The sequence below is a fragment of the Corallococcus sp. AB030 genome, assembly GCF_003668965.1.
Taxonomy (GTDB): Bacteria; Myxococcota; Myxococcia; order Myxococcales; family Myxococcaceae; genus Corallococcus; species Corallococcus exiguus.
Genome location: NZ_RAWQ01000148.1, coordinates 1 through 22,004 on the forward strand (window position 1 = coordinate 1; position 22,004 = coordinate 22,004).

The following is a 22,004-nucleotide window of genomic DNA, read 5'->3' on the forward strand; positions in this document are numbered from 1 at the left end:
TGCATGTTCCACCGCCTCAAGCGCTTCCGCGCCGTGGCCACCCGCTACGAGAAGACCGCCACCAACTACCTGGCGGTCCTCCACCTGGCCTGCATGATGCTTTGGCTTAATTAGGGACACCCCCTAGCCGGGCCGGCCGCGCGTCACGCCAGCCCCCGGCCCGCGTATTGGACCTGGGGCCAATGCGGCCCCGAAAATCGACGGGTTCTCCACGCAGGGTGTGAGCTTCCGCTCTGCTCGGAAGCACGGCCTGCCAGCAGGGTTGGGTGGTGGATGCATCCACCCTGTCGTTCCCCACCGAAGCCCCCGCGCCGTGCATTAATCTGGACCGTCTATGAGAAGTCCCCTGGACGACAGCCAGCCCCCCTCGTCCGCCAGCGGTGGCGACATCGCCTACGCGACCCCGCACGCGACTCGAGACATGGGCGCACAGCTGCGCCTGTTCATCGACAGCGTGAAGGACTACGCCATCGTGACGCTGGACCCAGCGGGCAACATCATGAGCTGGAACACCGGCGCCGAACGCATCAAGGGCTACCGGCCCGAGGAGATCCTCGGCGAGCACTTCAGCCGCTTCTACCCGCCCGAGGACATCGCCCGGGGCAAGCCCCAGCAGGACCTGGAGGCCGTCAACCGCGAGGGCCGCATCGAGGGAGAGGGCTGGCGCGTCCGCAAGGACCACAGCCTCTTCTGGGCCAACGTCGTCATCACCGAGATGCGCGACCCCCAGGGCCAGCTCGTGGGTTACGGCCAGGTGACGCGCGACTTCACCGAGCGCAAGCTCGCCCAGGAGCAGCTGCTGCAGAGCGAGGAGCGCTTCCGCCTGCTCGTCGAGCACATCCAGGACTACGCCATCTACATGCTCGACCCGGATGGCCGCGTCTCCACCTGGAACGCGGGCGCCGAGCGCTTCAAGCAGTACAAGGCCGAGGAGATCATCGGCCAGCACTTCAGCCGCTTCTTTCCCCCGGAGGACGTGGCCCGCGGCAAGCCCTGGTACGCCCTCCAGGTGGCCGCCAACGAAGGGCACTTCGAGGAGGAGGCGTGGCGCGTCCGCAAGGACGGCAGCCTCTTCTGGGCCAGCGTCGTCATCACCGCGCTGCGCGACCCGTCAGGCAAGCTCCAGGGCTTCGCCAAGGTGACGCGCGACATCACCCAGCGTAAGCAGACCCAGGAGCGGCGCGAGCTGGAGCTCTTGCGCGACGCCGTGCGCGCCCGCGATGAGTTCCTCTCCGTCGCCTCGCACGAGCTGAAGACGCCGCTCACCCCGCTCCAGCTCAAGCTCACGGCCCTGCTGCGCACCGTGGAGAACCACCCTTCCGCCACCCTGCCCGTGGAGCGCATCGCCCGCGACCTGGAGGTGGCCCGCCGCCAGGTGCGCAAGCTGTCGGACCTCATCGAGGACCTGCTGGACGTGTCTCGCATCAGCATGGGCCAGCTGCGGTTGGACCGGGCCCCCATGGACCTGACCTCGCTCGCGCGGGAGGTGGTGACCCGCTACGCGCCCCAGTCCGCGCAGGTCGGCTGCACCGTCACGCTGGAGGCCGCCGCGCCCATCGAGGGGAACTGGGACCGGGCCCGGATGGATCAGGTCATCACCAACCTGCTCACCAACGCGCTCAAGTACGGTGCGGGCAAGCCCGTCCACATCCGGGTCCGCATGGACGCCGGGCTGGCCGTGCTGAGCGTGAAGGATGAGGGCATCGGCATCCCGCTCTCGGACCAGCCGCGCGTCTTCGAGCGCTTCGTGCGCGCCGTCTCCGAGCGCAACTACGGCGGGCTGGGGCTGGGCCTCTTCATCACCCAGCAGATCATCGAAGCCCACGGCGGCGTCGTGCAGGTGCGCAGCATCCTCGGCGAGGGCTCGACCTTCACCGTGATGCTACCTCCAGGCCCGGACGTCACCCCGGAGCCTGGCGCTCCTCCCGGGCCGTGAGGATGTAGCGGTAGGGCACCACGCGCGTCAGCTCGTGCAGCGTGGTGACCCCGGCCGCCACCTTCGCCAGCGCGTCCTCCACCAGCGTGCGGAAGCCCCGCGCCCGGGCGTGCCGGCGCAGCTGGACGCCCGGCGCCCCGGTGGCGATGAGCAGCTGCAGCTCCGGGTCCACCACCAGCAGTTCGAAGAGGCCCACGCGCCCCTTGAAGCCGGTGTGGCGGCACGCCTCGCAACCCTGCCCCGCCCGGGGCTGCACGCCATCCAGGAGCGGCCCCAGCAGCGTCAGCTGATCCGCTGTCGGCGTGGTGGGCGCGGAGCACTCCGGACAGATGCGCCGCACCAGCCGTTGCGCCAGCACCGCGAGCAGCGCCTCCGCGATGTCGCCGTCCTCCAGCTTCAACCCGCGCAGGCGGCTCACCGCGCCAATGGCATCCGCCGTGTGCAGCGTGCCCAGCACCACGTGCCCCGTGGACGCAGCCATCAGCGCGGTGCTGCCCGTCTCCAGGTCTCGAATCTCTCCCACCAGCATCACGTTGGGGTCCTGCCGCAGGAGCGCGCGCAACAGCGTCAGGTGCGGCATCTGCGGCGACACCTGCTTCTGGTTCACCTTGGGGACCACGTATTCAATCGGGTCCTCCGCGGTGATGATCTTCTTGCGTCCGTCGTTGAGCCGCGCCAGCGCCGCGTACAACGTCGTCGTCTTCCCGCTGCCCGTGGGGCCCGTCACCAGCACCAGCCCCTCCGGGTTGCCGAGCAGCCGCAGCACCGTGGCCTGCAGCTCCGGCGTCATCCCCAACTTCTCCACCGGCACCAGGCCCACCGTGGCGTCGAGCAGGCGGATGACCACGTCCTCGCCCGCGGGTGAGGGCACCACGCTCACGCGGAAGTCCACGAACTTCCGCCCCGCCGCGCCTTCGTAGAGCGCCCGCAGGCGGCCGTCCTGGGGCCGCCGCTTCTCCGCGATGTCCAGCCCCGCCATCACCTTGATGCGGCTCACCACCTCCGGCAGCGAGTCCGGGGAGATGTCCGTGTACGTCTGGTGGAGGATGCCGTCGACGCGATAGCGCAGGTCCACGTCGTCCGTGTAGCTCTCCAGGTGGATGTCGGACGCGTTCTGCGTCACCGCCACCGCGAGCACGTGGTTCACCAACTCCACCGCCGTGGGCCGCTGGGACAGCTCCGTGCCCGCCTTCAGCACCACGTCCACCGACGCGTGTTCGCCCGCGCCGAAGCCCGCCTCCAATGCGGAATCGATTTCGTAGCGGTTGAGCCGCACCGGGCGCACCGGCCGGCGCAGGAAGTCCGCGATGCGGCAGCGCACGGACTCATCCTCCGGGTCCAGCATCGCCACCGTCACGGCTTCCGTGTCGTGGGCCGCGTCCACCTTGCCCATCACCGCGACGCCCAGGCGGCGGCAGAAGGACTCGGGGAGCAGGCGCAGCGAGGCACGGTCCAGCGTGAACTGGGGCAGTTCGGAGAACGGGGGCACGTCCGGGGGAGCCATGGCCCGCCGGCTTATCACGGCCCCCCTCGCGGCCTTCCGGGGCTGCTATCCTCCCCGGCATGTCGCGGCCCCCCGCGGACCCTCCCGCCATGCCGTCGCTGTTGGTGTTCGCAGTGGCGGTGCTGCTGTTCGGCTCGCCGCTGCGCCGGCTGTGGCTGGCCGAAGGGGCTCCCGCTTCGCTTCCCTTCGTCGTGTGGCTGGGCGTCATCGCCCTGGGCGGGTGGGTGGCGCACCGGAGCCTGCGCCCATGACGCTGGGGCTGGGCCCGCTCGTCATCGCCTCCGTGGCCTACCTGGGCGTGCTGTTCCTGGTGGCCTACGCGGCGGAGAAGGGCCGCATCTCCCAGCGCATCACCCAGCACCCGCTGACGTACGCGCTGGCCCTGGGCGTGTACGCCACGTCCTGGTCCTACTTCGGCAGCGTGGGCTACGCGGCCCGCCATGGCTTCCGCTACCTGGGCATCTACCTGGGCCTCACGCTCGCGTGCCTGCTCGCCCCCGTGTTGTGGCGTCCGCTGCTGCGGCTGACGCGCGAGTTGCAGCTCACCTCGCTCGCGGACCTGCTCGCCTTCCGCTACCCCGGCCAGGTGACGGGCACGGCGGTGACGTTGTTCGCGCTGGCCGGCAGCATGCCCTACCTGGCGCTCCAGATTCGCGCCGTCGTGGAGTCCGCGCGCCTCTTGAGCCCCGCCGCTTCCCCCGCGCTGGTGGGCCCCGGCTTCTGCGGCGTGCTCATCGTCTTCGCGCTCCTCTTCGGCGCCCGCCACCCCGCCCCGCGCGAGCGGCATGAAGGCCTGATGCTGGCCATCGCCTTCGAGTCGGGCGTGAAGCTGCTGGCGCTGCTCATCGTCGCGGGCTGGTGCGTGGTGTCCGTCTTCGGCGGAGTGGGAGGGCTCAACGACTGGCTCACCCGCCACCCTGAGGCGGTGGAAGCCCTCCAGCGGCCCGCTCGCGACGCGTCCTGGGCGCCGCTGCTGGTGCTCTCCACCATCGCCGCGTTCCTCACGCCCCGGCAGTACCACGTGGCCTTCACGGAAGCGCCCGAGCGCGACGGCATGGCCACCGTCGCGTGGGCCTACCCGCTCTTGATGCTGCTCATCAACGTGGCGGTGCCCGTGCTGCTGTGGTCCGGGGAGGCGCTGGGTCTGCCCTGGCCCGCGGACTTCCACGTCCTCTCCGTGCCCATCACGAAGGGCGCCCCGCTGATGGCGCTCATCGCCTTCCTGGGCGGCGTGTCCGCGGCGAGCGCCATGGTCATCGTCACCACGCTCGCGCTCGCCCCCATGTGCCTGACGCACCTGGTGCTGCCGCTGAGCACCACGCGCGGACGTGACGACCTCTACGGGTGGTTGTTGTGGGCCCGGCGCGTGCTCATCGCCGCCGTCATCCTGGCGGGGTACGGCTTCTACCGGCTGCTGAACGCGCGAGCGACGGGGCTGGTGGACCTGGGACTCGTGTCCTTCGTGGCCACCGCGCAGTTCGCGCCGGGCGTGCTGGGGCTCCTGATGTGGCCCAAGGCCACGCGCGCGGGGCTGCTCGCGGGGCTCCTGGCGGGCGGGGCGACGTGGGCCCTCACGCTGCTGGCCCCGCTGTGGGAGCCGCCGTCACTGGTGGCGTGGACCAATCAGATCTCCGTGACCCTGGGCTTCAGCGCGGACGAACCCTGGGGCTTCGCCACCTTCACCTCGCTGGCCCTCAACTCCCTGTGCTTCGTGGCGGTGTCGCTCGTCACGCGCCAGTCCGTGGAGGAGAAGGAGGCTGCGCGGGTGTGCGCGCGCGAGGCGCCGGGGCTCGCGGAGGGCAGCGTGGTGGCCAGCTCCCCTGACGAGTTCCGCCGGCAGCTGGAGCCCGTGCTGGGCGCGCAGGTGGCCGCGGCGGAGGTGGACCGCGCGCGCGAGGCGCTGCAGCTGTCCCCCGACGAGCGCCGGCCCGCGGAGCTGCGCCGCCTGCGCGACGGCGTGGAGCGCAACCTCTCCGGCCTCATCGGTCCGGTGCTGGCGCGGCTCGCGGTGGGCGAAGCGCTGCGGCTGGACCCCGGCACGCGCACGGCCCTGGCGGATCAACTGCGCTTCGTGGAGGAGCGGCTGCGTGACGCACGCGACATGCGCGGCCCGTTGCGCGAGCTGGAGGTCGTGCGCCGCTACCTCTACCGCATCCTGGAGGACCTGCCCCTGGGTGTCTGCGCCATGGGCCCCGACGGAGAGGTCGTCATCTGGAACGCCGCGCTGGAGGCGCTGTCGGGCGTGCCCATGGACTCCGCGCGCGGACAGCCGCTCGCGCGCCTGCCGGAGCCCTGGGGCCCCTTGTTCGCGGAGCTCGCTCGGGCGCCCTGCGGCGACGACGAGGTGCGCGTGATGGTGAAAGGCAAGCAGCGCTCGCTGCGCCTGCACCGCTCGCGGCTCGCGCCTTCGGACGACACCAGCGGTGGGGAGACGGGCATCACGTTCCTGGTGGAGGACTGGACGGAGCGCAAGGCGGTGGACGCGCGGCTCGCGCACCAGGACCGGCTCGCGTCGCTGGGCCGGGTGGCCGCGGGCGTGGCGCATGAGATTGGCAACCCGCTCACCGCCATCGCCAGCATCAGCCAGAACCTCAAATACGAATTGGAGGATCCAGAGGCCGTGCGCGAGCGCGTGGGGCTCATCCTCCAGCAGTGCCGCCGCATCGACACCATCGTCCGGGCTCTGGTGGGCTTCGGCCACTCGGGCACGGTCGGCGGCGAGTCCCGGCCCTTCACGCGCGTGGCGGTGGGCCCGCTGCTCGCGGAGGCCGCGCAGCTGGCCCGGCTGTCACGCAAGGCGCGCGACGTGGAGTGCACGCACCAGAGCCCGGACGGACTGGACGTGCGCGGCGACGCGCAGCGGCTGGAGCAGGTGCTGGTGAACCTCTTGACCAACGCCATCGACGCGTCGCCCGCGGGCTCGCGCGTGGACCTGTTGGCGGAAGCTTCGGGAGACCAGGTGCGCATCCAGGTGGAGGACCGGGGGCACGGCGTCGCCCCGGAGCTGTCGCAACGCATCTTCGAGCCGTTCTTCACCACCAAGCAGCCCGGCGAAGGCACCGGCCTGGGCCTCACGCTGGTGGAAGGCATCGTGCGGGAGCACGGCGGCACGCTGCGCATCGAGGCCCGCCAGGACGGCGGCACCCGCGTGACGCTGAGCCTGCCCCGCGCGGACGTGCTGAAGCAGGAGGCCTCCGCTTGAGCCGCATCCTGGTCATCGAGGACGAACCCATCATCCGCACGGAGCTGCGAAGGCTGCTCACCCGCGCGGGCCACGACGTGGCGGAAGCGGGCGCCGTGCCGGAAGCCGCATCCGAGCACACGCTGGACGCCTTCGACCTGGTCATCTCCGACCTGCGCCTGCCCGGGCCGCCGGGCACGGACATCATCGCGCTGTGTCCGGGCGTGCCGGTGCTCATCATGACCAGCTTCGCCACGGTGAAGTCCGCCGTGGACGCGATGAAGCTGGGCGCGGTGGACTACATCGCGAAGCCCTTCGACCACGACGAGTTGCTGCTCCAGGTGGAGCGCGTGCTGCGCGAGGGCCGACTCACCCGCCAGAACGCCGCCCTCAAGCGCGAGGTGGAGCAGACCTGGTCCCCCGGAGGCATGGTGGGCAACTCCTCCGCCATGCGCGACGTGTTCGAGCGCGTGCGCAAGGTCGCCCCGTCCGCCGCCACCGTGCTGGTGCTGGGCGAGTCCGGCACCGGCAAGGAGTTGGTGGCGCGCGCCGTCCACGCACAGAGCCCTCGCGCGGAGGGGCCGCTCATCGCGGTCAACTGCGCCGCCATTCCCGAAGGCCTGCTGGAGAGCGAGCTGTTCGGCCACGAGAAGGGCGCCTTCACCGGTGCGCAGGCCGCGCACGCGGGACTTGTAGAGGCCGCGCACGGCGGCACGCTCTTCCTGGATGAGATTGGGGAGCTGCCCGCGCCCGCGCAGGCGCGCCTGTTGCGCATGCTCCAGGACGGCGAGGTGCGACGGGTGGGCGCCACTCGCTCGCGCAAGGTGGACGTGCGCATCCTCGCGGCCACGCACCGCGACCTGCCCCGCCGTGTGCAGGAGGGGCTGTTCCGCCAGGACCTCTACTTCCGCCTGCGCGTCGTCGAAATCCGCCTGCCACCCCTGCGCGAGCGCGGCGAGGACGTGCCCGCGCTGGCGAAACACCTGCTGGAGCGGGCCAGCCGACGCATCGGGCGCCCGCCCGCGTCCCTGTCCCCGGACGCGTTGGCGGCCATCGCGCAGCATCCGTGGCCGGGCAACGTGCGCGAGTTGGAGAACGCCATCGAGCGCGCGGTCATCCTCGCGGATGGGCCGCTCCTCACCGCCGACCTGCTGGCGCTGGAGCCACCGGGCGGGCCGGGAGCGGACAGCAGCCCGCCCGCGCTGGAGGAGACGGACTTCCCGCTCGTCCCGGCCAGCGAGGATCCGCGCTCGCCGGACTCCATGGAGGAGTACTTCCGCCGCTTCGTGCTGGAGCACCAGGAGCGCATGGGCGAGACGGAGCTCGCTCGCCGGCTGGGCATCAGCCGCAAGACGCTCTGGGAGAAGCGTCAGCGGCTGGGCATCCCGCGCACCCGCGCCTGAGGCGTTACCCGGGTGTTACGACGCGCTGCACGAATCGTTACGGGGGGTAACGCCCTGTCACCTTCCGCCACATCCTGACGCGGCGAGCCAACCCCCAAGGTCCTGAAACCCGGAGCGCGACCGGGTGGAACGGGGGTTGCTCAGGGGATGGGGACCCATGCGCCCCGTCCCCCATCCCCTGTCGCGGTTTCTGGTGCTCACGGCCCTGCTGACCGCGCTGCCGGCGGCGGCGGGCAAGATTCAAATCACCGAGGACGCGGTCCTCAACGTGGACGTGCTGCTGCACCCGCAGATGCAGCTCGTCAAGGACGGCGCGCCCACGGGCGGCGTGGGGACGGACTTCTTCCTGCGCCGCGTGCGGCTGCTCCTCTTCGGCTCCATCACGAAGAAGCTGTCGTTCTTCATCGACACGGACCAGCCGAACTTCGGCAAGAACGGCGACTACAGCCCCGCCTTCTACATCCAGGACGCCACGGTCGCGTACGAGTTCGCCGACAAGACGTGGGTGGAGGCGGGCTTCATCCTCGCGCCGCTGTCGCACCACGCGTTGCAGGGCGCCATCGCGCTCCAGACGGTGGACTACCACTCCGACCTCATCCGCTACCCGCCAGGCGTGGGCAAGGTGTGGCGCGACATGGGCGTGCAGGTGCGTGGCTTCGCGGGCCCCTGGACGTACCGCGCCGCCATCCTCAACGGCGTGGAGGGCGCGAAGCTGGAGAATGGCCAGACGGTCAACGCGGACGACCTGCCGCGCGTCGTGGGCACCGCGCGCTACAACGTCTGGGGCCAAGAGTACGACCAGTTCCTGCGCGGCATCTACTTCACGGACCAGCCCATGCTGTCGTTCGGCGTGGGCGGTGACTACCAGTACAACGCCATCGCCACCGCCTCCGGCATCCACTCCGCGGTGGCCATGGCGGCGGACGTGTTCCTGGACATCCCCATCGGCGACAACCAGGAGTTCGTCTTCCAGAGCAACGTCTTCTCCTGGCAGCAGGGCTTCGACAACGTGCGCAGCGGCACCGGCTTCTTCGTGGAGCTGGGCTACCGCATCGGCATCGTCGAGCCCGTCTTCAGCAGCGAGTACTTCAACGGGCGCGTGCCGTCGACGGACCTGCTCACGTTCAAGCCCGGCCTCAACCTCTGGTTCCAGAAGCACACCTTCAACCTGAAGACGGAGGTGGCCGTGTCACGCGTGGGAGACATCGCCCACACGACCACGGGCATCACCGGCACCGCCCAGCTCCAGCTCTTCTACTGAGGACTCCACCCATGGCCACCGACACGGATTCGCTCTTCCAGCCCAAGGAAGCCTTCCGCCGTACCGCGCACGTGAAGAGCCTGGAGGAGTACCAGCGCCTCTACCGCCAGAGCCTGGACGCCCCGGAGGCCTTCTGGGGCGAACAGGCCCGGCAGCTCACCTGGTTCCACCCGCCGGAGTCCATCCGCGAGGTGAACGAGCAGGCCGCGGACTTCGCCTGGTTCGTGGGCGGCAAGCTCAACGTGACGGTCAACTGTGTGGACCGCCACGCGAAGGCGCGCCCGGACAAGGCCGCCATCCTCTGGGCGAAGAACACGCCCGGCGAGTACGAGACCATCACCTTCCGCGACCTCGCCCACCACGTGAACCGCCTGGCCAATGTGCTCAAGGCGCACGGCGTGCGGAAGGGCGACCGCGTCATCGTCTACCTGCCCATGATTCCGGAGCTGGTGTACTCGCTGCTGGCGTGCGCGCGCATCGGCGCGGTGCACTCGGTGGTGTTCGCGGGCTTCTCCGCGGACTCGCTGCGCGAGCGCGTGCTGGACTCCGGCGCGAAGGTCGTCATCACCGCCAACGAGGGCCCGCGCGGCCCCAAGAGCGTGGCCACCAAGGCCATCACCGACGAGGCCCTGGATGGGCTGCCCCAGGTGACGTCCGTGCTCGTCGCGCGCCGCACGCCCAAGGAAGTGCCCATGCGCGAGGGGCGCGACCACTGGCTGGACGTGGAGGTGCAGAAGCACCGCGGCGTCTGCCCCGCGGAGTGGATGGACGCGGAGGATCCGCTCTTCATCCTCTACACGTCCGGATCCACCGGGAAGCCCAAGGGCGTGCTGCACACGACGGGCGGATATCTCGTCTACGCGAACACGACGTTCCGCTACATCTTCGACACGCAGCCGGACGACGTGCACTTCTGCACCGCGGACGTGGGCTGGGTGACGGGCCACTCGTATCTCGTGTACGGCCCGCTCAGCACGGGCACCACCACGGTCCTCTTCGAGTCCACCCCGACGTGGCCGGACGCGAGCCGCCTCTGGCAGGTGGTGGACGACCTGAAGGCCACCATGCTCTACACCGCGCCCACCGCGCTGCGCTCGCTCATCAAGGAGGGCGACAGCTTCGTCACGAAGTCGTCCCGCAAGTCGCTGCGCCTGTTGGGCAGCGTGGGCGAGCCCATCAACCCGGAGGTCTGGCGCTGGTTCCACGACGTGGTGGGCGAGGGCCGCTGCCCCGTGGTGGACACCTGGTGGCAGACGGAGACGGGCGGCATCCTCATCGCGCCGCTGCCGGGCGCGACGCCCTGCAAGCCCGGCAGCGCCACCCTCCCCTTCTTCGGCGTGGAGCCGGTGCTGGTGGATGAAGAGGGCAAGAAGCTGGAAGGCAACGGCGTCAACGGCAACCTGTGCCTCGCGCGTTCGTGGCCGGGCCAGGCGCGCACGCTGTACGGCCACCACTCGCGCTTCGTGGAGACGTACTACGCGCGCTTCCTGCCGCTGTACTTCACCGGCGACGGCTGCCGCCGCGACGAGGACGGCTACTACTGGATCACCGGCCGCGTGGACGACGTGCTCAACGTGTCCGGCCACCGCCTGGGCACCGCGGAGGTGGAGAGCGCGCTCGTCGCCCACGAGGCCGTCGCCGAGGCCGCCGTGGTGGGCTTCCCGCACGAGTTGAAGGGCACGGGCGTGTGCGCCTTCGTCACGGTGAAGCCAGACTTCCTGCGCACCCCGGACGAGAAGATGGTGGGCACACTGCGCGAGCAGGTGCGGCACGTGATTGGGCCCATCGCCACGCCGGACCGGGTGGTGCTGGTGTCGGGCCTGCCCAAGACGCGCTCCGGGAAGATTCTGCGCCGCATGCTCCGCAAGATCGCCGGCGGCGAGACGGAGAACCTGGGCGATGCGAGCACGCTCGCGGACCCCGCCGTGCTGGAGGAGCTGCTCACCAAGGGCCTGCCTCCGGCCTCGCGCCGCTGAAGTCCCCTCGCGGTCCCTTTCACGCTTCGCAAGGAGGAACACCGATGTACGGCAATTCCAAGGACGAGGCGTTGAAGGCGCTCGCCGCGCGGCGCTGGCGCGTGGCCGGCGCGCTGACGGTGGCGATGCTGGTCGTCTATCTGGGCTTCATCCTGCTGGTGGCCTTCAACCGGCCGCTGATGGGGCACCAGTTCATGCCGGGGCTGTCCGTCGGCATCGTGCTGGGAGCGCTCACCATCCTCTGCGCCTGGGTTCTGACGGGCGTCTACATGAGCTGGGCCAACCGCAAGTACGACAGCGCCCTCGACGAACTGCGCCGCTGAAAGGCCACCCATGAATCCCACGACCGCGGGCACGCAGATTGGCCAGCCCAACACCACGGCCATCGTCTTCTTCCTCCTCTTCGTCAGCATCACGCTGGCCATCACCTACTGGGCGGCGCGCAAGACGAAGACGACGTCGGAGTTCTTCGCCGCCGGTGGCGGCATCAGCGCCGGGCAGAACGGCTTCGCGCTGGCGGGCGACTTCATGAGCGCCGCCAGCTTCCTGGGCATCGCGGGGCTCGTGGCCACGTCCGGCTTCGACGGGCTCATCTACTCCGTGGGCTGGCTGGTGGGCTGGCCCGTGGTGACCTTCCTCATCGCGGAGCCCCTGCGCAACCTGGGCAAGTACACCTTCGCGGACGTGGTGGCCTACCGCCTGAAGCAGACCCCGGTGCGCCTGTCCGCCGCGGTGGGCACGCTCACCGTCGTCGTCTTCTATCTGATTGCCCAGATGGTGGGCGCGGGCAACCTCATCCGCCTGCTGTTCGGCCTCTCCTATGAGACGGCCGTCGTCATCGTGGGCGCGGTGATGATCCTCTACGTGCTGTTCGGCGGGATGATCGCCACCACGTGGGTGCAGATCGTGAAGGCGGTGCTGCTGCTGGGCGGCGCGACGGCGCTGGCCATCTCGGTGCTGTACAAGTTCGGCTTCAGCCCCGCGGCGCTCTTCAGCGAGGCGGTGAACCGCTACGGGCCGGAGGCGCTGGCGCCGGGCAAGCTGGTGTCCAACCCGCTGGAGACCCTCTCCCTGGGCCTGGCGCTGATGTTCGGCACTGCGGGCCTGCCGCACATCCTGATGCGCTTCTACACGGTGCCCAACGCGAAGGCGGCGCGCACCAGCGTGTTCTACGCCACGGGCCTCATCGGCTTCTTCTACCTGGTGACGTTCATCCTGGGCTTCGGCGCGTCCGTGCTGGTGGGCCGTCAGGCCATCGTGAGCGTGGACAAGGGCGGCAACATGGCGGCGCCCATGCTGGCGGAGGTGGTGGGCGGCACGGGCTTCCTGGGCTTCATCTCCGCGGTGTCCTTCGCCACCATCCTCGCGGTGGTCGCGGGCCTGACGCTGTCGGGCGCGGCGGCGCTGTCCCACGACCTGTGGTCCGGCGTGGTGCGCAAGGGACACGCGCCGGAGGCGGAGCAGCTCATGGTGGCGCGCATCGCCAGCCTCGCGCTGGGCATCCTGGCCATCATCCTGGGCGTCGTCTTCAAGAACCAGAACGTGGCCTTCATGGTGGGCCTGGCGTTCGCCATCGCGGCGAGCGCGAACTTCCCCGCGCTGCTCCTGTCCATGCTGTGGAGGGGCTTCACCACCAAGGGCGCGGTGGCCAGCATGCTCACCGGTTCCATCAGCGCGGTGCTGCTCATCTTCCTGTCGCCCACGGTGCAGGTGGAGCTGCTGGGCAACGCGTCCGCCCTCTTCCCGCTGAAGAACCCGGGCATCGTCACCATCCCGCTGTCCTTCATCGTCGGATGGATGGTGTCGGTGCTGGCACCGGAGGCGGAGGCGTCCGCGCGGTTCGCGGAGGTGGAGCACCGCATGCACGTGGGCGCGGCGGTGACGCCCCCGGTGACGGTGCCCACGGGCGTGGCGGGCACGGTGCCTCCGGGCATCCCGGAGGCACCCCAAAAGATTTGAAGCTGCTCGGCGGTCCTTCACGGTTTCTTCCTCGGCGTGAAGGACAGGGCGGAACCCGGGAGTTTCCAAAGGGGCTCGGGTTCCGCCTTTCTTTTTCGTGACTACTTCCCGCGCGTGAGCGGGAGCACGTCCTGCACGAGTTGAACGAGCACCTTCCCGGGCTCCTCCTCGTGCACCATGTGCGCGGAGTCCTCGAACCAGACGAGCTTCTTCGACGGCGCCTGGACGGTGGCGAACCAGGAGTCCAACAGCTGCGCGGACGTGGTGCGGTCATGCCGGCCGTGGAAGAAGACGACGGGCAGCGCGAAGCGGTTCTCCTTCGTGAGGTTCAGCTGGGTGATGGGCGCCCAGAAGGCCGCGAGGCTCAGATCCAGGCCCTCGTCACGCGCCTGCATGTCCTTGCCGGTGACGTCCGGGCTGTAGCGCCAGACCTCGGCGCCGTGCCAGTCCGGCGCGCGCCAGCCGTGGGTCTCATAGTGCATGAGCCAGCGGCGCTCCTTGTGCAGGTTGGCCAGCGTGCGCGCGGGGTCCTTCGGGTCTGGGAACGGGGCGATGGACTCCAGGTCCTCGATGGCCTTCTTGTTGCCGTCCGCCTTCGCCGCGGCGAGCGTGGCCGCGTAGCCCAGGGCTTCGTTCTTCGGCATGTCCACCCCCTGTCCGATGCCCACGTACGCGTCGAACCAGTCCGGGTGCATCCGCGCGAGCTTCACGCCCAGCACCGTGCCCCAGCTGTGGCCCACGAGCACGATGCGCTTCTTGCCGTACGTCTTGCGCAGGTACGCGGCCACCTCCTCCGCGTCCGCCACCATGCGGTCCACGGTCATGGAGGGCTTCACCTTGTCCGGGGGATTGAGGGCATACGTCTTCCCCGCGCCGCGCTGATCCCAGTGCGCGACGGTGAAGTACTCCTCCCATTCGCCCTGGTAGAAGTACGCGGTGGGCAGCGCGGTGAAGCCCGGCCCGCCGTGAAGGAAGAGCAAGAGCGGGTTGTCCTTGTGGCGCCCGCGCACCGAAATCCACTGGTCGATGCCGCCGATGCGCACGGCCTCCGCCTTCTCGATGCCGTCCGTGAGCACGCTGCGCCGGGCCTCCCGCATGACCTCCTGGGGCGTAGGCGCCTCGCCTGCGAACGCCGGGAGGGCCGTGAGCGACAGGCCCAGGCCGAACAGGGAGAGGGAGACGCGCTTCGAGGTGTCGTTCAGGGTCCGCATGCCCTGTGAACGGACGACCCCCTCCGCCGATTGCCTGGACGCGGGTCAGGGATGGGTGCGCAGCTGCTCCTGGAGCGACCGCAGCGGCTCCTGGTCCACGCGGATGCGTCCTCGCGTGGGGAGGTCCAGGTCCAGGAGGGTGAACATCACGGCGGTCAGGATGACCACGAACAGGAACCAGGAGAGGAACCCGCGCACGCGCGCCTCCGGCCGGTATCCCAGGAGCACGCCGGAGCCGAGCATCCCGACGAGCAGCAGGACGAAGATGGAGGTCGGGATGAGGTTGTGGGCCGCCGCCAGGCGCTCGTCGGCGATGTCGAACACGTCGTTCATCGCCTGGGTGACGAGGATGAGCACGGGGGCCTCCACTCGGGGCGCCAGCGCCTCCAGCCGCGCCCAGAGCTCCGACTGGAGCGACTCCGACTCCTGGAACAGCTTCGCGAAGACGGCCGGCTCATTCGCGACTTCGTGCCCCTCCAGGCGAAGGTCGGTGTAGCGGCGCAGCCAGGCGCGCGTCTCGCCGCGCGAGGGCTCGGGAAGAAAGCCGAGGCGCAGGTAGAGCGTGCCGATGGCGTTCGCCTCCTTCACCACGAGGGCGCGGCGCAGCGAGTACCGGTCCGCGGCCATGGAGAAGGAGAAGGCCAGCAGGAGCGCCACCAGCCCGAGCACCGACGCCTGGAGCGCCGACACGTCGCCGAGCTCCGGCCTCCGGTGACTGAGCCGGTAGCCGAGCTCCAGGCATATGAAGAGCAGGCCCATCACCATCAGGGCGAGCAGCCGCACGGGGATGGCGTTGAGGATTTGCAACATGCGCCAGAGCCGCTCCGCGCCATGGACAGGGCGGACTGGAACGTCGGGACGGGAACCAGCCCTGGCAATGCAGCCGCCGGTCCAGGAGACAGGAACGCTGTTGAACGTTCCCAGCGGGATTGCGCCTAAGCTGCGCGGCCTGTGGACCGTCCCTCCGAACAGAGCCCCCCGAGCGGCTTTCGCGCCCGCCTGCACACGGTCATCTTCGAAGCGGACACCCCGGCGGGAAAGGCGTTCGACGTGGCCCTGCTGTGGGCCATCGTGTTCAGCGTTGCGGCGGTGATGCTGGAGAGCGTCGCCCAGGTGCGCGCGGAGCATGCCCACGCGCTGCACGTGGCCGAGTGGATCTTCACCGTCCTCTTCGCACTGGAGTACGCGCTGAGGCTCATCGCGGTGCGCCAGCCGCTGCACTACGCGCGAAGCTTCTTCGGCATCGTGGACCTGATGGCGCTGTTGCCGTCGTTCCTGAGCGTGCTGTTCCCGGGCGCGCAGACGCTGCTGGTCATCCGCGTGCTGCGCCTGCTGCGAGTCTTCCGCATCCTCAAGCTGGGGCACCTGCTGGGTCAGGCGGAGGTGCTGCTCACGGCGCTGCGCGCGAGCCGACCGAAGATCATCGTCTTCCTGGGCACGGTCTTGAGCATCGACGTCATCATGGGCGCGGTCATGTACATGGTGGAGGGCGAGGCGAACGGCTTCGACAGCATCCCCCGCTCCATGTACTGGGCCATCGTGACGATGACGACGGTGGGCTTCGGGGACATCACGCCCAAGACGGTGACGGGGCAGTTCCTCGCGTCCATCCTGATGGTGATGGGCTACGGCATCATCGCGGTGCCCACGGGCATCGTGTCGGTGGAGCTCGCCGCCGCTACGCGTCAGCCCTTGAATACACAGGCGTGTCCGGGTTGTGGCGCACAGGGTCATGACGTGGATGCGCGCTTTTGCAAACGCTGCGGCACGGCATTGGACTGGACCCCCTCGCAGACCACCGGGTGAATCTGTCTAGGATGGTCCGGCATGGCCCGCGCCATCGACACGCCCGAGCTGGACGAGGAACTGCTGGTCCACCAGTTCCCCGACATCAACCGCAAGGCGGTGGGCGCGTTCTACACGCCCGCGCCCATCGTGGAGCGCACGCTCGCGCTCGCGCTGTCACGCCTGGGGGATGGGCCGCTCACCGTGGTGGATCCCGCCTGTGGCGCGGGGGCCTTCCTCGCCGCCGCCGCGCGGCACCGTCCGGACGCGAGGCTGTGCGGCCTGGAGCTGGATGCCGGCGTCGCCCGCCTGTGTCAGGCCCGCGTGCCGGGCGCGGACGTGCGCGTTGGGGACGCGCTCCGGGGCGGGCTGGAGCCGCTGCTCGCGGAGACGCCGGAGGGACACGCGGAGCTATGGGTCGGCAACCCGCCCTACAACGGCACGTCCGCGGTGCTGAAGGACGCGGCCTGCTACGCGCGGCTGCGAGCCCTGGTGCCGCTGGAGATGCCGCCGGGCACGAGCCTCCGGGACGACTTCGCGTTCTTCCTGCTCGTCGCCATGAAGCGGCTGACGGCCCGGCCGGGAGTGTTGGCCTTCATCACGCCCGCGAGCCTGCTGGAGTCGTTCATCTACGCGCCGCTGCGCCATGCGCTATTGCAAGCGCTCCACCTGCGCGAGGTGGTGGACCTGGGCCCGGGAATCTTCACGGGCACGCAGGTGCGCACGTGCATCACGGTGTGGACGTCGCGCTCCAACGCGGACGCCTCCGCGCCCCACTACGAGCACAAGGGCGTGGGCCAGTGCTTCACGCCCGAGGCTCCCGAGTGGCGGCTCTCCCCCATCGCGCAGGAGGCCGCCGCGCTGGACGCGGACTGGCGCGCGCGAGGCGAGCTGCTCACCACGCTCATCCCGGTGAGCCTGCCCGGAGTGAAGACGCGCTTCGACGAACTGCTGGTGGACGCGGACCGGGAGCGGCTGCTCGCGCGCCTCCGGGCCTTCTGCGCCGCGACGCAGGACACGCTGGAGGACTTCGCGCGGGAGCACGGCCTGGAGCCCGCGCTGTTGCCCAAGCTGCGCGCGCTGAAGCAGGGACCCGAGCTGGAGGTGGACGCAAGCCACGTGCGCCCGTTCTTCCGCTACGGCGGCGCGAGGCACCGGGGCGCGGTGCCTCCAGAAGCGAAGGCGTTCTGCTACCTGGACCGGCGGCTGATTCCGCGTGGGGACCACCGGCTGCGCGGTCCGTATGATCCGCACGAGGAAGCGGTGAAGCTCCTGTTCAACGTGCGCGAGTTGCCTCTGTCCGCAGCGCTGCTGGAGGAGCCCGGCTGCGTGCACGACCACCGCCACGCGCGGTTCGCGCCGCTGTACGTACCTCAGCGGATCCGGGACGAAGGCCTGGGCATCACCCGGGGCGCCAGGTCCCGCGAGTCCCTGGGCCCGCTGGTGCCGAACCTGTCGCACCGGGGCAGCGCCTGGGCGGAAGGCCTGGGTGGCCCGGAGGCGGCGTTCCGCGCGGTGATGCGCTTCCTGAACGGGGCGCAGGTGCAGCGCGTGTGGGCGCCCGCGTTCGGTGCGTCCCGAGTGGTGCCGGTGCCATTGGACGGCCCGCTGCCGGAGTGATGACTCCCCATCACCTGATGAATGCGGGGGTGGACATTCCCCTGCGAAGGACGCGGCGGGTGGGTAGTGTCCAGCGCCGCTGGGTAACCCAATCCCTGGAGTCTTCGAAACATGATGATCCGTTCCCTGCTGGTTGCCGCCGCCCTCCTCTCCACGCCCGCCCTGGCCCAGGACGCCGGGACGCCGGCCCCCGCGGACGCGGGCGCGAAGCCTGCCCTCAAGAAGGGCGAGACGGTGAAGGCGACGCTGAAGGACGCCCAGGGCAAGGACGTGGGCGAAGTGACGATGGAGCAGGCGCCCAAGGGCGTGCTGGTGCGGGGCACGCTGATGAACCTGCCCGCGGGCGAGCACGCCTTCCACATCCACGAGACCGGCAAGTGCGAGGCGCCGGAGTTCAAGACGGCGGGCGGCCACTTCAACCCGACGAAGAAGCAGCACGGCGCGCTGTCGCCCAAGGGCCAGCACGCCGGTGACCTGCCCAACCTCTACGTTCCCCAGGACGGCAAGGTGCAGTTCGACGTGTTCCTCGCCGACCTGAAGGTGAAGTCGCTGCTCGACAAGGACGGCTCCGCCGTCATGGTCCACGCCAAGCTGGACGACTACCACACCGACCCGACCGGCGACGCCGGCGGCCGCATCGCCTGCGGCGTGGTGGAGAAGGCGGAGTAGTCACCGCATCACGGCCGAGGCCTGTTCATCAGGCCTCGGTCCGCGCCACCTCGCCATGGGCCATGGCTCGAGGCAGCCCTGTCCGGGCCAGTGCAGGCGCGCTGTCTTCGGCGGAGGTCAGCTCAGCGAGCCTCCACGACACCATCATGACGAACGTCAGAGGCTGGATGTCCTGGGGCCCGGTTCCGACGCGCTCGTAGTAGGGCGCCAGGATGTTCGTGGCATCGAGCACCCACGTGGGCATGCCCCGCCCCTTCACCAGGGCTGGCTCCCAGCCATAGAGCTTGTCCAGCGTGATCAGCAGGAAGAACTCGCTTCGGCCCATTCGCGAGTCGTGCCCGGCTGCGCCCTGACATCCGCCTGGACCTTCACCTGCCCGGACCGGTCACGGACCGTGAAGTCGAAGCCCGACATGGCTACACGTACCCGAACCGCCGCCGCGCGAACCACTCCGCGCCCAGGAGCGCGATGAGCGCCACCAGGTAGTACCAGCGGTCCCACAGCGGCTGGTCCTTCGCGCGCCCCACCTCCACCACCGGCGGATCCAACAGCGGCACGTCCGGCATCCCGTCCTGCGGCAGCTTGTACGCCTTGCCCTCCGTGACGCTGGCGATCTGCTCCATCAGCGTCGGCCGCACCGACGCGTCCGACAGCTCCGGACCCACCGCGCGCACCGCCACCGCGTCCTCGCCCTTGCCCAGGTCCGTCTCGCCCTTCTTCGCGGACGCGAGCAGCTTGTACGGCCCCGGCGCCGGCGGCGCGAACTCCAGCCGCACCACACCGTCCGCGCCCGTCGTGCCCGTCTGCACCGCCACCGGCTTCTGCGTCGCCACGGAGAACAGCTCCGCCCGCACCTGCGCGCCGTCCGCCGGCTGGTAGTCCGCCATCCGCGCCTGCACCACCACGCCCACCGGCCGCCCCGGCTCCACCGACGGAGGATCCGCCGTCACCTTCAGCGTCGTCAGGTCCGGATCCCTCACCAGCCACCGCAGCGCATTGCCCCAGAAGCGGTCATATGCCCGGTTCGGCGAACCATCCCGGTGCGCCGTGAACGCCCACGACCACGTGGCATCCGTCGCCACCACCATCGCCCGGCCCCGCCCGTAGTCCCACACCGACACGAGCGGCGCGTTCTTCCCGTCCACCGTCATGAACGGGTGGTCCATCAGCACCGTCGCGCCCGGCCGCGCCCGCGTCAGGTTCGCGCCCGGAATGGGCAACAGCTCGCCCCACGTGGCCTCCGTGCTCGCCGCGCCCGTGCCAATGGACGTCACCGGATGCCGCAGGCCCTCCGGCGTAAGGCGCGGCTTGAACGGCTCCGCGTTCGCGGGCCCCGCGGCCTCCACCGGCAGCGCCTCCATCAACGTGGGCATCGACGCGCGCCCTTCGCCCAGCACGCTGTCGCCGCCAATCATCACGAACGCGCCGCCCTCGTGGATGTAGCGCTCCAGGTTGCGCTCGTACTCCGCGATGGACAGCGACGGGTCCGAGTAACCGAAGTTCTGGAAGATGACGACGTCGAACGTGTGCAGCTTCGTGTCGAAGATCTCCTCCATGGGGAACGGGATGAGCGACAGCTCCCGCTCGTTCGACACGCCCGTGTCGTCCGACAGCGTGCGCAGGATGTAGAACGACACCAGGTCCACGTTCGCGTCCTGCTTGAGCAGCCCGCGCAGGAAGCGCTCGTCCCACGACGGCCGCCCCACCACCAGCAGCACGCGCACGCGGTCGCGAATCACCTTCAGCGTGAACGAGCGGCTGTTGTTGTCGCTCACCGCTTCATCCGGGAACGTGGGCACCGTCACCGTGTAGACGAACCGCCCCGTCTGGTCCGGCGTGAAGGTGAAGGACACCGGCTTCACGTCGTCGCCGGTCGTCATCTTCACCAGCTTGCTCGCCACCGTCTTGCCCTCCTGGCTCAAGACGACGGGGATGTCCTGCCCGGAGAACCCGCGGCCGTGGATCTCCACCTCCACCGTCAGCGAGTTGCGCACGAAGGCGAAGTCATCCACCTTCAGCCCCTCCACCGACAAATCCTTCAGCGCCTCCTGGCCCACCAGGAACGTGGACACCGGCACGCCCAGGTCCGTGAGCGCCGCACGCGCCCGGCCCACCGCCCCGGCCTTCAATTCCGTGTTGTCCGCGCCGTCGCTGAACAGCAGCACACCGGACAGCTTGCGCGACCCCTGCCCTCCGGACGCCGCGGACCGCAGCGCCGCGAGCAGGTCCGTCGTGCCCGCCCGCGCGGGCTCCTGGGCCAGCTGCGCGGCCGTCACCGGCGCCAGCTCCGGGTCCACCCCGTACACCTCCACCGTGAAGCGGTCCTGCCAGGACGCGAACGTGGGCGCCGCCTTCTCCAGGAACGCCGCCACCTGCGCGCTGCGCGTGGGCCCGCCCGGCTCCGACGGGAAGTTCATGGACGCCGAGCGGTCCACCAGCACCGCCACCCGGTTCTTCATCCGCGCCACCTGCAGGTGCCGGATGCCGGGCTCCAGGAGGAAGAAGAACGCCGCCACGCCCGCGCCCAGGCGCAGGCCCCACAGCAGCAGCTTGCGGCCCCGGGACGGCTCGCGGCGCACGCCCCACGCCGCCAGCGCGATGCCCACCACCAACCCCACGCCCAGCAGCACCAGCGCCCAGACGGGCAGGGGCGACAGGCTGACGAGCTTCCACGCGTTGAAGGACGGGGAGTTCATTCGAGGGTTCGCGCGAGGAAACGCACTCTCAGCGCCGCTTGTTGAGGATGAGGGGCAGGTGCACCGCGTCGTCCTTGTAGTCCAGACAGAGCGCGTACATGCACAGGTTGATGCCCAGGCGGATGGCCAGCTCGCGCTGCGGCTCGCCGCCCGGGGACACGTCGAACTCGTAGTCGCCGGACTCGCTGCGGCTCCACGCGCCCGCCACGTCGTTCTGCGAATAGATGACCGCCGCGCGCTTGCCCACGCTCGCCACCAGCGGCAGCGGCTTGTGCAACAGGCGCCCCGGCGCCGCGTCCAGGAGGAAGAAGGACTTGAAGACGACGTGCGTGCTCGGCGCCTCCTTCAGCGGGCTCTGCGGCAGCACGCGCGCCATCTCCCGGCGGAAGCTGGCGTCGAAGCCGTCCCCGTCGCTGCCGTCGTTGGCGTCCCCGAACACGAAGCCGCCGTACGTCAGGTAGCGGCGCAGGTTGGACACCTCCGCGTCGGTGAGCGGCGGGAAGGCCCCGTCCCCTCCGAAGTAGAGGAACGGGTACTCGAAGAGGTCCGGGCTGTTCAGCGCGAACGGGCGCGCGTCCGGCACCACCTCCACGGACGTGCGCCGCTGCAGCTCCCACGCAAGGCGGCGCAGCCCCGACAACCGGCCGTCCCAGCGGCCCCCGTGCCGGGCCACGGCGGGGATGAAGCGGCTCTTCTCACCGAAGGCGGCCGCACGCCGGGACAGCAGCGGGACGAGCGCGGACGTGGCGAGCAGGAGGTTTCGACGGGAGAGGGGCCGCACAGGCATGGGGACCTGCTTATAC

17 protein-coding genes and 1 pseudogene are annotated in these 22,004 nt (G+C 70.2%); 12 read left to right on the forward strand and 6 right to left on the reverse strand.

The genetic code is table 11. From position 1 onward, the window contains the following. Together D7Y15_RS29450 and D7Y15_RS29455 are read left to right on the forward strand one after the other, a co-directional pair. Positions 1-114: pseudogene (locus D7Y15_RS29450) on the forward strand (IS5/IS1182 family transposase); the annotation flags it as partial. Between the two features lie 220 nt (positions 115-334). Next, the gene (locus D7Y15_RS29455; RefSeq protein ID WP_121754633.1) at positions 335-1,936 is read left to right on the forward strand and encodes a PAS domain-containing sensor histidine kinase; all 1,602 of its coding nucleotides are present in this window, start codon (positions 335-337) and stop codon (positions 1,934-1,936) included. Here D7Y15_RS29455 and D7Y15_RS29460 read toward each other — a convergent pair. Continuing rightward, a complete protein-coding gene (locus D7Y15_RS29460; RefSeq protein ID WP_121754634.1) occupies positions 1,902-3,440 on the reverse strand; it encodes a GspE/PulE family protein in 1,539 nt (512 codons plus the stop codon). The genes D7Y15_RS29455 and D7Y15_RS29460 overlap by 35 nt on opposite strands. 89 nt (positions 3,441-3,529) lie before the next feature. On the opposite strand from D7Y15_RS29460, the gene D7Y15_RS29465 reads away from it, so the two are divergent. From D7Y15_RS29465 to D7Y15_RS29495, 7 genes are all read left to right on the forward strand, one after another. After that, positions 3,530-3,691 (forward strand): hypothetical protein, encoded by a 162-nt coding sequence (locus tag D7Y15_RS29465; RefSeq protein WP_014399164.1) that lies wholly within the window; start codon positions 3,530-3,532, stop codon positions 3,689-3,691. Beyond that, positions 3,688-6,642 carry an ATP-binding protein gene (locus D7Y15_RS29470; RefSeq protein ID WP_121754635.1) on the forward strand — a complete coding sequence of 985 codons (2,955 nt, stop codon included), beginning with the start codon at positions 3,688-3,690 and terminating at the stop codon, positions 6,640-6,642. Before D7Y15_RS29465 ends, D7Y15_RS29470 begins: the two co-directional genes overlap by 4 nt. After that, entirely contained in the window at positions 6,639-8,024 is a 1,386-nt protein-coding gene (locus tag D7Y15_RS29475) for a sigma-54 dependent transcriptional regulator (protein ID WP_120577522.1), read from the forward strand. The genes D7Y15_RS29470 and D7Y15_RS29475 overlap by 4 nt, the downstream gene beginning before the upstream one ends. Before the next feature lie 157 nt (positions 8,025-8,181). Continuing rightward, entirely contained in the window at positions 8,182-9,285 is a 1,104-nt protein-coding gene (locus D7Y15_RS29480) for a hypothetical protein (protein WP_121754636.1), read from the forward strand. A gap of 11 nt (positions 9,286-9,296) precedes the next feature. Then, positions 9,297-11,261: an acetate--CoA ligase gene (acs, locus tag D7Y15_RS29485; protein ID WP_121754637.1), complete on the forward strand. Its 1,965-nt coding sequence runs from the start codon at positions 9,297-9,299 to the stop codon at positions 11,259-11,261. 44 nt (positions 11,262-11,305) lie between these two features. Beyond that, positions 11,306-11,584, forward strand: a complete 279-nt coding sequence (locus tag D7Y15_RS29490; protein WP_120577525.1) for a DUF485 domain-containing protein — start codon at positions 11,306-11,308, stop codon at positions 11,582-11,584. 10 nt (positions 11,585-11,594) lie between these two features. After that, positions 11,595-13,220, forward strand: coding sequence for a sodium/solute symporter (locus D7Y15_RS29495; RefSeq protein ID WP_121754638.1), 1,626 nt, complete (start codon positions 11,595-11,597; stop codon positions 13,218-13,220). 101 nt (positions 13,221-13,321) lie between these two features. Here the strand turns inward: D7Y15_RS29495 and D7Y15_RS29500 are convergent, their stop codons facing one another. Then, complete coding sequence (locus D7Y15_RS29500; RefSeq protein ID WP_121754639.1) at positions 13,322-14,431, reverse strand: alpha/beta fold hydrolase; 1,110 nt, start codon at positions 14,429-14,431, stop codon at positions 13,322-13,324. Positions 14,432-14,476: 45 nt separating this feature from the next. Then, positions 14,477-15,241 (reverse strand): hypothetical protein, encoded by a 765-nt coding sequence (locus D7Y15_RS29505; protein WP_120577528.1) that lies wholly within the window; start codon positions 15,239-15,241, stop codon positions 14,477-14,479. A gap of 141 nt (positions 15,242-15,382) precedes the next feature. Between D7Y15_RS29505 and D7Y15_RS29510 the strand changes: the two genes are divergently transcribed. The 3 genes from D7Y15_RS29510 to D7Y15_RS29520 all read left to right on the forward strand — a co-directional run bounded on the left by D7Y15_RS29510 (position 15,383) and on the right by D7Y15_RS29520 (position 18,505). Then, positions 15,383-16,237, forward strand: a complete 855-nt coding sequence (locus D7Y15_RS29510; protein ID WP_120577529.1) for an ion transporter — start codon at positions 15,383-15,385, stop codon at positions 16,235-16,237. Positions 16,238-16,258: 21 nt separating this feature from the next. After that, on the forward strand, positions 16,259-17,836 hold the full coding sequence (locus tag D7Y15_RS29515; RefSeq protein WP_120577530.1) for an N-6 DNA methylase: 1,578 nt from the start codon (positions 16,259-16,261) through the stop codon (positions 17,834-17,836). A gap of 111 nt (positions 17,837-17,947) precedes the next feature. Next, positions 17,948-18,505 (forward strand): superoxide dismutase family protein, encoded by a 558-nt coding sequence (locus D7Y15_RS29520; RefSeq protein WP_120577531.1) that lies wholly within the window; start codon positions 17,948-17,950, stop codon positions 18,503-18,505. Positions 18,506-18,533: 28 nt separating this feature from the next. On the opposite strand, the gene D7Y15_RS29525 is transcribed toward D7Y15_RS29520, so the two are convergent. The 3 genes from D7Y15_RS29525 to D7Y15_RS29535 all read right to left on the reverse strand — a co-directional run bounded on the left by D7Y15_RS29525 (position 18,534) and on the right by D7Y15_RS29535 (position 21,988). Next, on the reverse strand, positions 18,534-18,830 hold the full coding sequence (locus D7Y15_RS29525; protein WP_120577532.1) for a hypothetical protein: 297 nt from the start codon (positions 18,828-18,830) through the stop codon (positions 18,534-18,536). Between the two features lie 91 nt (positions 18,831-18,921). Continuing rightward, positions 18,922-21,201 carry a glutamine amidotransferase gene (locus tag D7Y15_RS29530; protein ID WP_121754640.1) on the reverse strand — a complete coding sequence of 760 codons (2,280 nt, stop codon included), beginning with the start codon at positions 21,199-21,201 and terminating at the stop codon, positions 18,922-18,924. Between the two features lie 28 nt (positions 21,202-21,229). Further along, positions 21,230-21,988 carry a DUF4159 domain-containing protein gene (locus D7Y15_RS29535; RefSeq protein WP_121754641.1) on the reverse strand — a complete coding sequence of 253 codons (759 nt, stop codon included), beginning with the start codon at positions 21,986-21,988 and terminating at the stop codon, positions 21,230-21,232. Positions 21,989-22,004 lie beyond the last annotated feature (16 nt).

Coding starts and splice junctions, on each gene's coding strand:
- D7Y15_RS29500 (WP_121754639.1), bottom strand. CDS start 14,431: ATGCGGACCCTGAACGACACCTCGAAGCGCGTCTCCCTCTCCCTGTTC.
- acs (WP_121754637.1), top strand. CDS start 9,297: ATGGCCACCGACACGGATTCGCTCTTCCAGCCCAAGGAAGCCTTCCGC.
- D7Y15_RS29515 (WP_120577530.1), top strand. CDS start 16,259: ATGGCCCGCGCCATCGACACGCCCGAGCTGGACGAGGAACTGCTGGTC.
- D7Y15_RS29460 (WP_121754634.1), bottom strand. CDS start 3,440: ATGGCTCCCCCGGACGTGCCCCCGTTCTCCGAACTGCCCCAGTTCACG.
- D7Y15_RS29490 (WP_120577525.1), top strand. CDS start 11,306: ATGTACGGCAATTCCAAGGACGAGGCGTTGAAGGCGCTCGCCGCGCGG.
- D7Y15_RS29505 (WP_120577528.1), bottom strand. CDS start 15,241: ATGTTGCAAATCCTCAACGCCATCCCCGTGCGGCTGCTCGCCCTGATG.
- D7Y15_RS29455 (WP_121754633.1), top strand. CDS start 335: ATGAGAAGTCCCCTGGACGACAGCCAGCCCCCCTCGTCCGCCAGCGGT.
- D7Y15_RS29520 (WP_120577531.1), top strand. CDS start 17,948: ATGATGATCCGTTCCCTGCTGGTTGCCGCCGCCCTCCTCTCCACGCCC.
- D7Y15_RS29470 (WP_121754635.1), top strand. CDS start 3,688: ATGACGCTGGGGCTGGGCCCGCTCGTCATCGCCTCCGTGGCCTACCTG.
- D7Y15_RS29525 (WP_120577532.1), bottom strand. CDS start 18,830: ATGGGCCGAAGCGAGTTCTTCCTGCTGATCACGCTGGACAAGCTCTAT.
- D7Y15_RS29535 (WP_121754641.1), bottom strand. CDS start 21,988: ATGCCTGTGCGGCCCCTCTCCCGTCGAAACCTCCTGCTCGCCACGTCC.
- D7Y15_RS29530 (WP_121754640.1), bottom strand. CDS start 21,201: ATGAACTCCCCGTCCTTCAACGCGTGGAAGCTCGTCAGCCTGTCGCCC.
- D7Y15_RS29480 (WP_121754636.1), top strand. CDS start 8,182: ATGCGCCCCGTCCCCCATCCCCTGTCGCGGTTTCTGGTGCTCACGGCC.
- D7Y15_RS29495 (WP_121754638.1), top strand. CDS start 11,595: ATGAATCCCACGACCGCGGGCACGCAGATTGGCCAGCCCAACACCACG.
- D7Y15_RS29465 (WP_014399164.1), top strand. CDS start 3,530: ATGCCGTCGCTGTTGGTGTTCGCAGTGGCGGTGCTGCTGTTCGGCTCG.